The sequence below is a fragment of the Priestia sp. TSO9 genome (assembly GCF_021029645.1).
GTDB classification, from domain to species: Bacteria; Bacillota; Bacilli; order Bacillales; family Bacillaceae_H; genus Priestia; species Priestia megaterium_E.
The window spans coordinates 790,204-803,891 of record NZ_JAJEKD010000015.1; the positions used below are offsets into that span (position 1 = coordinate 790,204).

Genomic DNA, 13,688 nt, shown 5'->3' on the forward strand with positions numbered 1-13,688 from the left:
GGTACCACCTCTTTATTTTTTTATCAGCGTGCACTTTGCTGACTTGTTTGATTCGTTTCGACTCCTTTATCTCGCAGGAAAAACATCGCTGCTAATGTCAGCACGTAAGGGACCATCATCGTAAACTCGGTCGGTATTGAAAAACCTTGCAGCCGTGTACTCACCGCATCCATTAAGCCAAAAAGTATACTTGAGGCTAAAATACCAAGCGGATGAGATTGACCGAGCATCATCGCAACAAGTGCGATAAATCCACGTCCTGAAGTCATGCCTTCTGAGAACATCGTGACTTGTCCTAATGAAAGCTGCGCTCCGGCAATCCCACACAGGATTCCGCATGCTGCAATCGCAAACAGCTGATATCTGATTGCTTTTAAACCAAGCGTACTTGCTGCTACTTGATTGTAGCCTACCGCTAGGAGCCGGAAACCAAAGATCGTTCGATAAAAGAAGATATAAAAAGCAATTGCTGCTAAAAAAGCAAAATAGACAAGCGGCGACTGTCCTGAAATAATTTCGCCGATTACAGGTATGTCTTTGATCAAAGGAATATCCCATGTGCCTATTCCCTGCATATTTTTATCGTAATAGGCACCTTTTGTATGAAAAATTGTCCGGAGTAAAAAGGTTGTTAAGCCTAGTGCTAAAAAATTAATAGACACCCCAACCACAATTTCATTCGCTTTAAACACTACGACCATCATTCCAAACAGCAACGCAAAAAGTAAGCTTGCTCCAGCAGCAATCACGATCGCAAAAAAGACATTATGAGTATAATAGTTGCCGGCAATCCCGCTAAAAGCCCCAATCAAAATCAGACCTTCTAGTCCTACATTAAATATGCCCACACGCGCGCAAAGCATCCCGCCCAGCGCCGCTAATAAAATAGGCGCAACCATTCGCAGCGTTGCATTTAACAGTGACCAATCAAGCAGCTCCACGAATATCAGCTCCTTTCTTTTTTGCTCTCCACCACTGCTTTGTGAATTTTGCTGAGATAAATAGAATGAGCACAGCTTGCATAATACTCGCAATTTCTAACGGAATTTCTGTATTACGCTCTAGCCCCATCGCTCCTGTTTGCAAAGCGGCAAGTAAAAGAGACGTAAAAACAATGCCGATTGGATTGGAATTTGCTAACAGAGCAGCCATCACTCCAGTCCATGCATATCCAGGAACGGTGAGCGCACCGTCTACAAATCGGTACTGTGAACCAAGCACTTCAAATCCTCCTGCTAATCCAGCCAAGCTCCCGCTAATAAACATGCTAAACAGCATGACTTTTACCTGATGAATGCCCCCATACGCTCCGAACAACGGATTTTTCCCGGATGCGTTTACTTCATAGCCAAACACAGAGTAGCGAAGCACCGTCCATAGCAGCAGCGCACCCACTAGAGCAATGATAAATCCGATATGAAGAGGCATTCCTTGAAACACTTTTCCAAGCCATGCTGATTGCTCAATCATAGGCGTCTGAGCGAGGGCAGCTGAGCCTGTTTTATCTTGAAAAGGGTGACCTGCTAAATAACTTGCAAATAAAACAGCGATATAATTTAATAAAAGCGTCGAAATGACCAGCTGAATTTTAAACGCAGCTTCCATCCATCCTGCTAAAACGGAAAGCAAACCTCCTGCCACAACAGCAGCGGCAATCGCTGCTATCAGCTTGACTATTCCTGGAGCCGGCAGGTAATAAGCAATAATCGCTGCGCTGATAGCTCCAACAACCATCTGCCCTTCTCCGCCTAAATTAAACACACCTGCTCTAAAAGCAAATCCGACACCTAACGCAATTAAAAGAATAGGCGTAGTGCGAGCCAGCGTAGTGGTGAAGAAATAAAAATTACCAAACGCTCCATTCCAGAGCTCTGTATATGTTTGGAAAACCGAACCACCTGTTAAGAAGATAATAATGCCTCCTATCGCTAAGCCAAAAATGACCGCAATAATCGGTTGGATTAATGATTTAAGAAGTTTCTGCAACTGTATCACCTTCTACCGTTCCTCCTGCCATTAATATGCTTAGTTTCTCTTCCGTTGCTTCTTCTCTTGTAAGCTCTCCGACAATGCTGCCTTCGTACATCACTAAAATTCGATCTGATAGTGAGATAATCTCCGACAGCTCAGACGATACAAGTAAAATAGCAGAGCCATTATTCCGTTTTTGAATCAAGGCATCATGAATACGTTCCATTGCCCCAATATCCACTCCTCGCGTTGGTTCGGCAGCAAGTAGAAAAGAGGTGTTTTGGCCAAGCTCTCTTGCAACAATTAATTTTTGCAGATTTCCCCCTGACAGTTCTCCAGCTTTTTGCTTAGATGAAGTGGCTTTAATCGAAAATTCGTTTATCCATTCATTCACACTGGAATTGAACGCTTTTCTTTTTAACCAGCCCATTTTTGAAAATGAAGGTTTGTACTGATAGCCCATCAGCGCATTTTCTTCAATCGTATCGTCTTTAGAGGCTCCCCACATATAGCGATCTTCTGGAATATGAGCAATTCCTGCCTCTCTTCTTTCACGCACAGATCGCCCTGTAAGATCTTCATCTCCAAGCTTGATACTTCCGGTGTTTGTTTCTACTAATCCAGCAATTGCTTGAAGCAGCTCTGACTGCCCATTTCCTGAAACCCCTGCAATACCGACAATTTCGCCTGCAGAAACGTGAAGAGACACATTTTGCAATACGTTTTTTTGTCCTTTTCCTTTTAGAAAGAGATTTTGTACGTTTAAATGAGAGGTTCCTTTTGATGGCATCCTTGCAGGACGCTCTTTTAATTCTCGCCCTACCATCAGCCTGGCTAGGTAGTGAGCATTGGTATCTTCTTTACTTGTGACGCCCGCTACTTTACCATTTCGGAGAACCGTAATGCGGTCCGCTACTTCCATCACTTCTTGCAGCTTATGTGTGATAATAATGATACTTTTACCTTGAGAAGCTAAAAAACGGATTGTTTTTAATAGTTCCTTCACTTCATGAGGAGTAAGAACGGCGGTAGGCTCGTCTAAAATAATAATTTCTGCTCCTTGATACAGCACTTTTAAAATTTCAATCTTTTGCTGTTCCCCAATTGAGCAATGCTTTACTTTTTTATGAACATCCACTGAAATTTGATAAGTTTGGGTTAATTGCTGTACATCTGCTTTCGCCTGCTTTCTGTTGAAAAAGAGACCTTTCTTTGGCTCATGCCCCAAGACAATATTTTCAGCCACTGAAAAATGAGGAAAAACCATAAAATGCTGATGCACCATGCCTATTCCGTTTTTAATCGCATCCGCAGGAGATGAAAACGAAACAGATTTCCCGTGCAGCTGAACACTTCCTGAACTCGGCTTTTCCATTCCGTAAAGCATCCTCATCAACGTTGTTTTACCAGCACCGTTTTCTCCGACCAGCGCGTGAACCTCCCCTTTTTTCAGCGTAAGAGACACGTTATCGTTTGCTAAAAATGAACCGTATTTCTTCGTCAAATTCGTTAACTGCAACAGCTCACTCATTCTATTCATTGCTCCTTTCCGCTTTAGGATTTTTTCAAAAATAAGAAAGAGAAGCCAGCCTTACTCGACTTCTCTTTTCAACTCACTTTGCTAACGGATCTTTTACCACGGTTTTTCCATCAATAATTGAATCTTTAATTTCTTTTAATTGATCAATTACATCTTGCCCTACAAAGTCATTAAGAGGCGTCTTGCTGTCTTGAGTCACATACGTTAACCCAACACCTTTTTCTTTCAAGCCGTATGTCACTACGCCTGATTTAAATTTTTTATTTGCCAATGCTTCTACCGTTTCATAAGCAGCCGCATCAGAACCTTTCAACTGCGATAAAACGATATGCTCAGGATCTACTTCCGTACGGTCAATATCTTGGCCAGCCGTATAAAAACCCTTTTCTTTTGCTGCTTCAAATACACCCAAGTCGCCTACCGCTGAAGCTCCGGCGATAAAGTCAGCTCCTTTTGAAGCCTGTAAAATAGCAAGTTCTTTTGCTTTAGCTGGATCAGAGAAGCTTCCAACATAGTTTACTAGAAACTCTGCTTTTGGATTTGTTGATTGTAATCCTTCTTTAAAACTTACCGTCCATTTTTTTAATAATGGAATATCATCAGCTGCAACCATTCCTACTTTATTCGTTTTTGTAACTAATCCTGCCGCTGCTCCTAATAAATATGAAGCTTCTTGTTCACGGAATACAACGCTTCTTACATTTGGTAAATCGACCACTGTATCAATAATCGCAAATTGACGCTGCGGGTTTTCTTGAGCTACTTTTTTCAATGCATCTTCGGATTCAAAAGAAGACGTAATAATCAAATCATAATTTTCTGCTACGGCAGCACGCAAGTTACTTTCAATGGCTGCTTGGTCCGTAGATTCAATTGTCTTTACATCAATGTTGTACTTCTTCCCAGCGCGTTTTGCTCCATCATCCATTTGTTGAAAAAACGGGTTAACTCCAATCTTTTCAGGTAAAACAAGAGCAATTCGCTTCTTTCCTTTCTCTTCACTTCCACTGCTTTTTGTGCTTTTGGACTGACAGCCAGTTACGAGTAGTACAAGCGCAACTGCTAAAATAAGAAATCTCTTCATTTAACTTACTCCCCCTATAATATAAAAAAAGCTCTTCCTTTATATAAAGGAAGAGCTCGTTAACCAAACGTCTCTTCCTCATCTTCAAGAACATACTGTTCTTAAGGATTTGGCACCATTCTGTCATAGACAGCGGTTGCCGGGTTTCACAGGGCCAGTCCCTCCACCTCTCTTGATAAGGAAAACAATAGCTATTTGTTTTATGTAATATAGTCAATATTAATAGTTTTTTAACAATTGTCAATATTATTTTTCTTTTTCACACAAAAAAACTTTAAAAACAGATAGGATTATACGGTTTTAGTCCACTAAAATACAGATCAATCTTCTAAATTAATCATCGTATGCTTTCTAGCAAAGCGCTTACGGTAAGTCAGCTAGTCTTCTAGAAGGGTCATGTGTAGCAGAGCACTTTTATTACATCTCTTTTGTTAATCCACTATCGATTGAAATCACTTTACCAAGAATGTTAGACTTTTCCTGAGTGATGTTTTTTAAGAGGTGTTAACGTTGAAATTGATGAAAGAATTATCTCTAGTAGCTATTGGACTCATTATCGCTTTGGCGGTTTCAAAAATCTTTTTTGATACCCCGACCAATATTGGAATTGTAGTTATTTTTATTACTAGTATGGTCGTAACAGGTATAGCAAGAGCGAAACTAAGATAAGATAACCTAACTAAAAAACACCCCTTTTATTCGCAAGGTGGTGTTTTCTTTTAATGATTTTAGTATGTAGTAATTCTAAGTGAAGGCTTTTACCCTTCTCCATCAATCATCGTATACTTCTTGGCAAAGCGCTTGTAGTAAATTTGCTCATCCTCTTGTCCATCGTTAAAAACAAGTCGGTTATAATCAATATCTTTTTCTTTTAACACATAGCCTTTTTCATTCATCATATGAATATATTCATCTAAATGTCCTTTTTTCACCATATAGTGAAGAGCATCATCTGAATCCGTAGTCTCTGCTACATCTTGACTTCCCACTTCTAATTTGAATACGGCTTTTGCCGTTTGAATGGGACGGTAGTCTCCAAACATCTTTTCCCAGTTTAGTAGCACCAGCGCGCCGAAGATTATGATACCTCCTCCAGCGGCTACGGTTAGTAAGAATCGTTTTGACACTTTTTTCTCTCCCTTACATTCTTTTTCTTCTATTTAATACAACAGATTGCCCTAAACTTGTTTTGACGCCAAGTCCTAGATATACGGCAGCACCTAAAGCAATTGAAATACAAGATGTGCTAATTGCAAGTGAAGATGCAGACAGCTTATTTTCTAAAAAATAGTGAGAAGTATAATTGCCGATAATCACAGCGGCTGACATCACACTTACTAATAAAACAGGTATAAACGCAGCTTGTCCCAGTGATTGAACTCGGTAAGAAATAGATTTTTCAATTAAATAAAAGTTATATATAACCGATACACCATACCCTCCGTAAGTCGCGACAACCGGCCCAATTTCTTTTAAGCTTGAAACCAACAGTACGTTTAATACTATCTTCACAACAATTCCTAAGCCCAAGCCTAAAATTAGCTTCTTTTGTTGATTAATTCCTTGGAGAATTGCGGCTGTTACTGTAAAAAGGGCAAATAAAATGGCAGCAGGCGCGTACCATTGTAAAACAACTCCACCGATTTCAGGACTGCTTTTTGCTCCAAAAATCATCATATATACCGGCTTTCCTAATAAACAAAGCCCCATAGCAGCAGGAAGAGTAAAAAATAACAGCAGCTGCAGCGTTTTTGTAATCTTTCCTTTCACTTCCCGTAAATTTCCTTGCACAAAAGAAGATGTAATGCCCGGAATTAGCGACATGCTGAAGGCAGTCGCTAACGATACCGGCACCATCACCAAAATTTGCGCTAATCCAATGACGGAGTTAATCGTTTCAGCCTTAGCTTGTCCATATCCTATTGATTGAAAAAGCATGTTAATCGTAAACGTATCAATATTTTGATAGATAGGAATAGCTAAACCAACTAATACAAACGGAACAGCGTACGTTACAAGTTCTTTGAACATTGAAGAGAACGGAACGGATTTATTATTCTTTCCGCTGTTCACTTCTTTCATCATCAACCGCTTGCGCTTCAAATAAACCGCTCCAAGAATCCCAATTCCCCCTACGCCTCCAATAAACGCTCCAAACGTACCGATTCCAACAGCTTTTGTCATTGTGCTATGAAAAAGGTGAATAACAGCGTATGCTCCTACTAAAATGAACAACACTCGCACTATTTGTTCAATAATTGTACTTAGCGCGGACGGTCCCATAGACTGGTTACCTTGAAAGTAGCCTCGTAATAGACTCATAGGCGGGATAATAATTAAAGCAAAGCTTACCATTCGGATGACGTACACTACGTCTTTTTGACTATTTCCTGAGGAATCTTTTCCGTTAATAACTAGTTCAGCGAGCCACGGTGCCATCGTATAGAGGACTAAGAAACCTATTATGCCCGTTATCGTCATTAATAGAAGTCCTGCTTTTAACAGATCTTGTCCCGCACGGTAGTTTCCAAGACCGTTATATTTCGATACATACTTCGAAACAGCAAGCGGAAGACCCATTGTCGACAAGCTTAACATCAATGTATATGGACCATATGCATACTTATAAAGTGCATAACCTGACGTTCCCACTAAGGCTGTGAAAGGAATAATATAAATAAATCCTAAAATCTTTGTTAACAAAGAAGACGCTGTTAATAAAAGCGTACCTCTCATCAAATTTTTTTCCATACATCAAAACTCCAGAAATAAATATTATATTTTTAACAAATACTTGATTTATTGTATCATACTTACAATTATTATCTAGTTTTTTATAAAGCATTAGAACCCTCTCTATATTATGGTTTTTTACCTAATAAAGGAATATAAACCACTCTTTTCACCTATGATAAATGAATCGTTTTTTGCTTTTTACTTTGCCTGACGTTTACATTCTAAAAGACGTGTTACATTATATATATCAGTTACCAACTAAACTAAGACTCCTTGACTATTCTGGCCTACCTGCTCTTTTAGGTAGACTGAGGTTGCTAACTCGTTATATATAGGAGGAAAAAATCATGAAAATGAAACAACGACTATCAAAAGCAGCGGCGGCTGCAACGATTACAGGAATTGCTGCGTTTGGATTTGCTCCTGTCGCTCAGCTTGATACATCAGCACACGCAGCTACATCTCAAGAAACAAGCAGTCAAAGTCAAACAGCTGTAAAAAATATTAATGAAATTTACAACGCCGCAGTAAAAGGTGAAGTGCCACGCTTAACGGCAGACTTCAAAATTGGCAAAACACTGCGTCAAGACGTTCGCGATCAGTTCGGTCCGCCTCCTGAAGGCTCATCAAACAACTTTGACTACTATCATGCGGAAATGGGTCACCCTGGATACGCATTTGGCTATGATCAAAATAACGTCATTAACGAAATCCGCTATTTTGGTACGAATGTAGAGCGTCAAACAAATCTAGGATCCATCACGCAAGCTAACTTAAAGAAAGAATTAGGTCAGCCGAACTTTACAGGCAAAGTAAAAGGTGATGGTACGACTCAAACGAAGTACACCTATCACGCCGGCGCCTATGATCTTGAATTCATTTTTGATGATAGCAAAACGTTAAATCACGTTAATTTAGTTAAAAAACCTTAAGTAATAGAAAAAGTAGCAGGCTGTCTGCTACTTTTTTTCATGAAATAAAACTAATGCGGAATCGGCTACGTGTTCATAGCCAATTTCCATGTAAATCTTGTTAGACGTAGGATTTGTCATATCTGTGTATAGACTTGTTGTTTGAAACCCTTCGTCTAGCATCAGCTGAGAAAGCGTAGATACACAGCTTGAGGCATAGCCTTTTTTACGTTCTTTTTGAGGCGTGTATACAAAGTTAATCGTAATGTTATGGGCCGTTGGACGCGTAGCATTGGCAATCGACACATACTTGCCGTTCACTTCCCATAGGAATAATCTTCCTGCTTTAATAAAAGCTTCTCCTGTTTTGGCAGCTTGTTCTTTTGATACAGGCTCTCCAATGACGCCCATAAACTCCCCAATCCATTCTGTCACAAGCGGAAGATGCTCCAACCTTGCTTTTACCAGCACTCCTTCAGCATCCGCTGCTTTTTTTACTTTGTCTAACCGATAAATGCGCTGATCCATTTTCAAAGAAGCTTCTTGATTTTTTAAATCTGCTAGCTTTTGAGAAAGATATAAAACCGTTTGTTTCTCTCCAACTAAGCCCGGTATGTCGATTTCTCGTAGCAGCTCTGCCGCTTCGCTTAGTTCACCCTCCGTTAGCTTCTGTATGTGGGACAGGATGATTTGCTTAGGATGGGTTTGCAGCAACACAAGCGCAGCACGGCTATCTTTTAAAATAACACCCATAAAATTTGGTTTGCTGTTTTCCTGCAAGCTGTGTAAAATGCCGAGCGCTAAGTTATGAAGAACTTCATTCTTTGATAAAAGCGGTTCTACATTGTTTTTAAACTCCTGCACTTCTCTATATCTATGTAACTGGATCATTTTCTCTCTACCTCCGCAAATGCTCTTACTGGAAACGTTCCAACTCCTTTTATTTTAGGAGGCACGGCGTAAAATAAAAAGGACTCCGCCGTTAGTTGATCTAAGTGACATAAGTGTTCAGCAATTACAATGTCCGCTCCTAACAGCAGCGTATGAGCTGGTCTTGCTTTTCCTTTTGTATCGTCAATATTCATCGAATCAATTCCGACAAGAGCGGGCTGTTGAGACACTAAATAAGCTGCCGCGCTTTCTGTTAAGTATGGATGGTTTTCTAAATACTCGTCTGTATCCCAGTAACGATCCCATCCCGTATGAATTAATACCGCTTTGCCTTTTACGTCTACATGTTGAAAATGAGATTCATCAATGGCTTTTAAAGTTGGGTCAACTGAAACGACTATTCCTTCTAGCCCGGCTGTTTTATCAATAGCCGTTTGAGCTAAATCCGCTCCGTCTTTGTATCTGTGAAACGGCACGTCAATATACGTACCGGTATTCGTGACCATTTCAATTTTACCGATTTGAAATTCAGTCCCTGGTTCATAAAGCTTTCTAGACTCTTCTCGACTTAAATAGTCGCAAATAATCGGTGCCGGCAAGCCTTTATGTGTGATAACTCCGTCTTCAATGATGTGGCTTAGATCAATATACGTTCTTTTTTTCATACCTTCACCCACTTTTTCAATATTAAGTAAAAATATTCTAACATAAAAAAGCTCTTCCTAGTTTCCTAGAAAGAGCTTTTTTAGAGAACGTTACTAACTTGATAAACATACATCGTACGTATGCTTTGTATAAACAAATCCTTCAAAAATAAGACGGGCTGTACGCACTACTTTAATTCCGTTAACCTGTCCATCTTTTAGATCCACACTGGTTTCCATAATTCCCATTGGATGAGCAAGTCGAACGGTATCGTCTTTTAATTGAACCATTTCTGACGGAAGCGTTCCTTTTGTATAGATAGCCGCCGTGGTACAAATTGCTCCTGTAATGGCAAGCGTTTGATGCGGTTTTTGCATCGACATCATCCGGATTAATACGTCCATTTGAGAAGCCGCTTTGTCTCTGCCAGTCCCGTCGCGATGGTTCATAGGAGGCGCAATAATCGTCATTTTTGGAACCGCTGGTGATAGTTTTGTTGCTTTGTCTTGAGGTGCGAGCCCCGCTTTTTCCGCTGCAATGGAGCGAATTTCTTCAAACAGCTTCAGCTGTTTGTCCGTGTATTCATGCGGAAGTTCTGTTCCTTTTAGGCCAATATCCGCTGCTTTAACAAATACAAGCGGATTTCCTACATCAACAATGGATGCTTTTACTGTTCCGATGGATGTTTGCAGAAAATCAATCGCGTTCCCGGTCGGAAGCAGTTTTCCAGTAACGGCTCCTTCTCCGTTTTCAAACGAAAGATAAATGGGTGAACCCGTACCTGGCACTCCAGGAATCATACACGATCCTTCTGTTTTCACTTTTCCGTTTTCTACTTCTACTTCCGCTACGATTACTTTTTTCGTATTCGTATTATAAATCCGCACTTTAGTCACCGGTTCCACAGCTTGTACAAGTCCTTGTTCAATGGCATAAGGCCCCACCGCTGAAGAGATATTACCGCAGTTCCCTTTAAAATCAACGAGAGATTCGCTGATGCTAACCTGCGCAAACGTGTAATCTACGTCAGCTTTCTCTAAATCTGATTTTTTTATAATCGCAATTTTACTCGTCAGCGAATTGGCTCCGCCTAACCCGTCAATTTGACGTTGGTCCGGACTTCCCATTATATCTAGCAAAAACGGTTCCCAATCCGATTTGTTCACAGGCATTTCTTCATGATTGATAAAGACCCCTTTACTCGTTCCACCTCTCATAACCGTTACAGGAATACGCGTCATCTTAATCACCTTTCTCCCCTACTAACAAACGCCGAGGCGTTCATCAAACCATTTTATTTTTTTACTATTTAGAACCGGTTCATTTGCCATTTATCGTATAATAGAGGTGGTCATAAGTAAAATACATAAAATTTATTGTCTTTTTAAAAAAATTTTTATAATCTAACTACAAGGGGGAATTGGGATGGATCAAAAAGATTGGATATTAATTAAAACGCTTCATGAAGAAAAGAACATTACGCGAACGGCTGAAAGGCTCTACGTATCGCAGCCTTCTTTAAGCTACCGCCTTAAAAATCTTGAAGAAGAATTTGGCGTGACGCTTTTCTTCAAAACGAAAAAAGGAATTGAGTTTACATCTGAAGGTGAGCATCTTGTTCGCTATGCGGAAAATATGTGGAAGCAGCTGCAGGAAACAAAAGACAGCATGCGTAATATGAGCGAAACCGTCACGGGAACACTTCGCTTAGGGGTATCAAGTAACTTTGCACAGCATAAGCTTCCTAAAATTTTAAAGCAGTTCTCTCTTCACTACCCAAATGTACAGTTCAGCGTCAATACGGGCTGGAGTACGCAAGTTATGAATCTATTAGACTCTTCGCGTGTGCACGTTGGTATTTTACGAGGCAATTACCCGTGGAACGGAGAAAAATCACTGCTGACGAAAGAGCGGCTTTGCTTAATTTCGAAAAAAGAAATTGCGATTGACGACTTGCCGACCCTGCCTTATATTAACTATAAAACTGATACGTCATTAAAAGATCTCATTCAAGACTGGTGGCATGACAAGTTTTCAGAGCCTCCGTTTGTGGCAATGGAAGTTGACCGGCAAGAAACGGCCAAAGAAATGGTCAAAAATGATTTAGGCTTTGCGATTTTACCTGAAATTTGCCTTCACTCCAGCGACAACTTATATACATATGGACTTTCGTACCGAGATGAATCACCTTTGCTTCGAAACACGTGGCTCATGTATGATCCTTCTTACTTGAACCTATCGGTCGTGAAAGCATTTATTGACTTTTTAAAGCTAAGTGAAAAATAAAGCAAAAGCTAAAAAGTTTGCGTCCTGGGAGAATCTCTCTTTTGGATCAAGCTTTTTTCTAGACTACCATTATAAAATTTTTTTATGAACTTTCTAAAAAAACCTATATTTCCTTTATTTTTTAAAATGTACTAACATGAAAACAAGAAACATCAGCGGGAGTAAAGAGCGGCTTTAAAAATTCTTAATAATCAAACTACGACTCATACATGGGGATGAGAGATGTTAGTCACGTTTTTTTACTCTAAAAGAAAACGCTTTCAGAGAAAAGAGGGAAAATAAAGGAGGTTGTTTGAATGATAGCACTACTAGGTTTTACAATGATTATTGTCTTTACGTATCTCATTATGTCAAAAAGGATGTCTCCTATCGTAGCTTTAATGGTGATTCCACTTCTTTTTGCCGTGATTGGAGGATTTGGCAAAGGCGTCGGAGACATGATGCTAGAAGGGCTAAAACAAGTAGCTCCGTCAGCTGCGATGCTGCTGTTCGCCATCTTATACTTCGGGGTTATGATTGATGCTGGCTTGTTTGATCCATTAATTAAACAGCTGTTAAAAATCGTAAAAGGCGATCCGCTCAAAATCGTCATCGGAACCGCTCTTCTATCGCTTTTAGTTGCACTAGACGGAGACGGCACAACTACTTATATGATTACGGTTTCTGCTCTTCTTCCACTTTATAAACGCCTGAATATGAGCCCGTTAGTGTTAACGACGGTTGCGATGCTTTCTCTTAGTATTATGAGCAGCATGACGCCTTGGGGAGGCCCGGCTACTCGTGCGATTGTTGCCCTTCACCTTGATGCATCAGAGTTCTTTATTCCACTTCTTCCAACGTTAATTGGCGGAGCTTTGTGGGTGATTTTTACAGGCTATATTCTTGGAAAAAAAGAGCGCAGACGACTTGGTGCTATTGACATTGAGCAGTTTGAATTAAAAAGCTCGCTTGCTTTTGCTGAAGACGCGTCCTTAACTTCTCAAGAAGATATTACACAGCCTAAAAAGATCTGGATTAACTTAGCTTTAACCATTGCACTCATGGTCGTGTTAGTTTCTGGCATTTGGTCTGTTTCTGTTTTATTTATGATTGGTTTTGCGCTTGCTCTTATGATTAACTATCCAAAACTTGAGGATCAAAAAGAACGTTTAATGGCTCATGCAGGCAACGCGTTAACTGTTGCAGCCCTTGTTTTTGCAGCCGGTATTTTTACAGGAATACTATCCGGTACTAAAATGGTTGACGAAATGGCAAGCCTGTTAATTCATTTAGTTCCTGATTCACTCGGTTCGTTTTTACCGACAATCGTTGCTTTAACAAGCATGCCGTTTACGTTTGTGATGAGTAACGACGCTTATTACTTCGGTGTTTTACCAATATTCGCTGAAACAGCTGCTTCTTACGGAATTGATCCGATGGAAATTGCGCGAGCTTCAGTACTCGGACAACCTGTTCATCTGTTAAGTCCACTCGTTGCGTCTACTTTCTTACTTGTAGGTATGGTAGGTGTTGATCTTGGTGAACATCAGCGCTTTGCATTTAAATGGGCCATTTTAACGTCTCTTGTTCTGATTGCCCTTGCTATTGTCACAGGCGCACTTACGCTATTTTAATAGGAATAAAA

The 13,688-nt window shown here is 40.1% G+C and carries 13 protein-coding genes and 1 riboswitch; of the genes, 4 read left to right on the forward strand and 9 right to left on the reverse strand.

From position 1 onward, the window contains the following. Positions 1–23: 23 nt before the first annotated feature. The 4 genes from LJC66_RS19290 to LJC66_RS19305 all read right to left on the reverse strand — a co-directional run bounded on the left by LJC66_RS19290 (position 24) and on the right by LJC66_RS19305 (position 4,595). A complete protein-coding gene (locus LJC66_RS19290; protein ID WP_230933342.1) occupies positions 24–941 on the reverse strand; it encodes an ABC transporter permease in 918 nt (305 codons plus the stop codon). Continuing rightward, entirely contained in the window at positions 928–1,995 is a 1,068-nt protein-coding gene (locus LJC66_RS19295) for an ABC transporter permease (protein WP_230933343.1), read from the reverse strand. Before LJC66_RS19295 ends, LJC66_RS19290 begins: the two co-directional genes overlap by 14 nt. Further along, complete coding sequence (locus LJC66_RS19300) at positions 1,970–3,502, reverse strand: ABC transporter ATP-binding protein (RefSeq protein ID WP_230933344.1); 1,533 nt, start codon at positions 3,500–3,502, stop codon at positions 1,970–1,972. Before LJC66_RS19300 ends, LJC66_RS19295 begins: the two co-directional genes overlap by 26 nt. An 82-nt stretch (positions 3,503–3,584) precedes the next feature. Further along, positions 3,585–4,595 carry a BMP family lipoprotein gene (locus LJC66_RS19305; protein WP_230933345.1) on the reverse strand — a complete coding sequence of 337 codons (1,011 nt, stop codon included), beginning with the start codon at positions 4,593–4,595 and terminating at the stop codon, positions 3,585–3,587. Between the two features lie 75 nt (positions 4,596–4,670). After that, a riboswitch (SAM riboswitch) is annotated at positions 4,671–4,777 on the reverse strand. A gap of 328 nt (positions 4,778–5,105) precedes the next feature. On the opposite strand from LJC66_RS19305, the gene LJC66_RS19310 reads away from it, so the two are divergent. Next, entirely contained in the window at positions 5,106–5,264 is a 159-nt protein-coding gene (locus tag LJC66_RS19310; RefSeq protein WP_230933346.1) for a hypothetical protein, read from the forward strand. An 89-nt stretch (positions 5,265–5,353) separates the two neighbouring features. On the opposite strand, the gene LJC66_RS19315 is transcribed toward LJC66_RS19310, so the two are convergent. After that, positions 5,354–5,722, reverse strand: a complete 369-nt coding sequence (locus LJC66_RS19315) for a hypothetical protein (protein WP_230933347.1) — start codon at positions 5,720–5,722, stop codon at positions 5,354–5,356. A gap of 13 nt (positions 5,723–5,735) precedes the next feature. Next, positions 5,736–7,346 carry a putative polysaccharide biosynthesis protein gene (locus LJC66_RS19320; RefSeq protein ID WP_230933348.1) on the reverse strand — a complete coding sequence of 537 codons (1,611 nt, stop codon included), beginning with the start codon at positions 7,344–7,346 and terminating at the stop codon, positions 5,736–5,738. A gap of 332 nt (positions 7,347–7,678) precedes the next feature. On the opposite strand from LJC66_RS19320, the gene LJC66_RS19325 reads away from it, so the two are divergent. After that, positions 7,679–8,263 carry a YjgB family protein gene (locus tag LJC66_RS19325; RefSeq protein WP_230933349.1) on the forward strand — a complete coding sequence of 195 codons (585 nt, stop codon included), beginning with the start codon at positions 7,679–7,681 and terminating at the stop codon, positions 8,261–8,263. A 27-nt stretch (positions 8,264–8,290) separates the two neighbouring features. On the opposite strand, the gene LJC66_RS19330 is transcribed toward LJC66_RS19325, so the two are convergent. From LJC66_RS19330 to LJC66_RS19340, 3 genes are all read right to left on the reverse strand, one after another. Next, complete coding sequence (locus LJC66_RS19330) at positions 8,291–9,133, reverse strand: GNAT family N-acetyltransferase (protein ID WP_230933350.1); 843 nt, start codon at positions 9,131–9,133, stop codon at positions 8,291–8,293. Then, the gene (locus tag LJC66_RS19335; RefSeq protein WP_230933351.1) at positions 9,130–9,798 is read right to left on the reverse strand and encodes a cyclase family protein; all 669 of its coding nucleotides are present in this window, start codon (positions 9,796–9,798) and stop codon (positions 9,130–9,132) included. The genes LJC66_RS19330 and LJC66_RS19335 overlap by 4 nt, the downstream gene beginning before the upstream one ends. A 93-nt stretch (positions 9,799–9,891) precedes the next feature. After that, positions 9,892–11,019 carry a 2-methylaconitate cis-trans isomerase PrpF family protein gene (locus LJC66_RS19340; protein ID WP_230933732.1) on the reverse strand — a complete coding sequence of 376 codons (1,128 nt, stop codon included), beginning with the start codon at positions 11,017–11,019 and terminating at the stop codon, positions 9,892–9,894. A gap of 184 nt (positions 11,020–11,203) precedes the next feature. On the opposite strand from LJC66_RS19340, the gene LJC66_RS19345 reads away from it, so the two are divergent. Next, on the forward strand, positions 11,204–12,064 hold the full coding sequence (locus LJC66_RS19345) for a LysR family transcriptional regulator (protein WP_230933352.1): 861 nt from the start codon (positions 11,204–11,206) through the stop codon (positions 12,062–12,064). A gap of 296 nt (positions 12,065–12,360) precedes the next feature. Next, the gene (locus LJC66_RS19350; RefSeq protein WP_230933353.1) at positions 12,361–13,677 is read left to right on the forward strand and encodes a CitMHS family transporter; all 1,317 of its coding nucleotides are present in this window, start codon (positions 12,361–12,363) and stop codon (positions 13,675–13,677) included. Positions 13,678–13,688 lie beyond the last annotated feature (11 nt).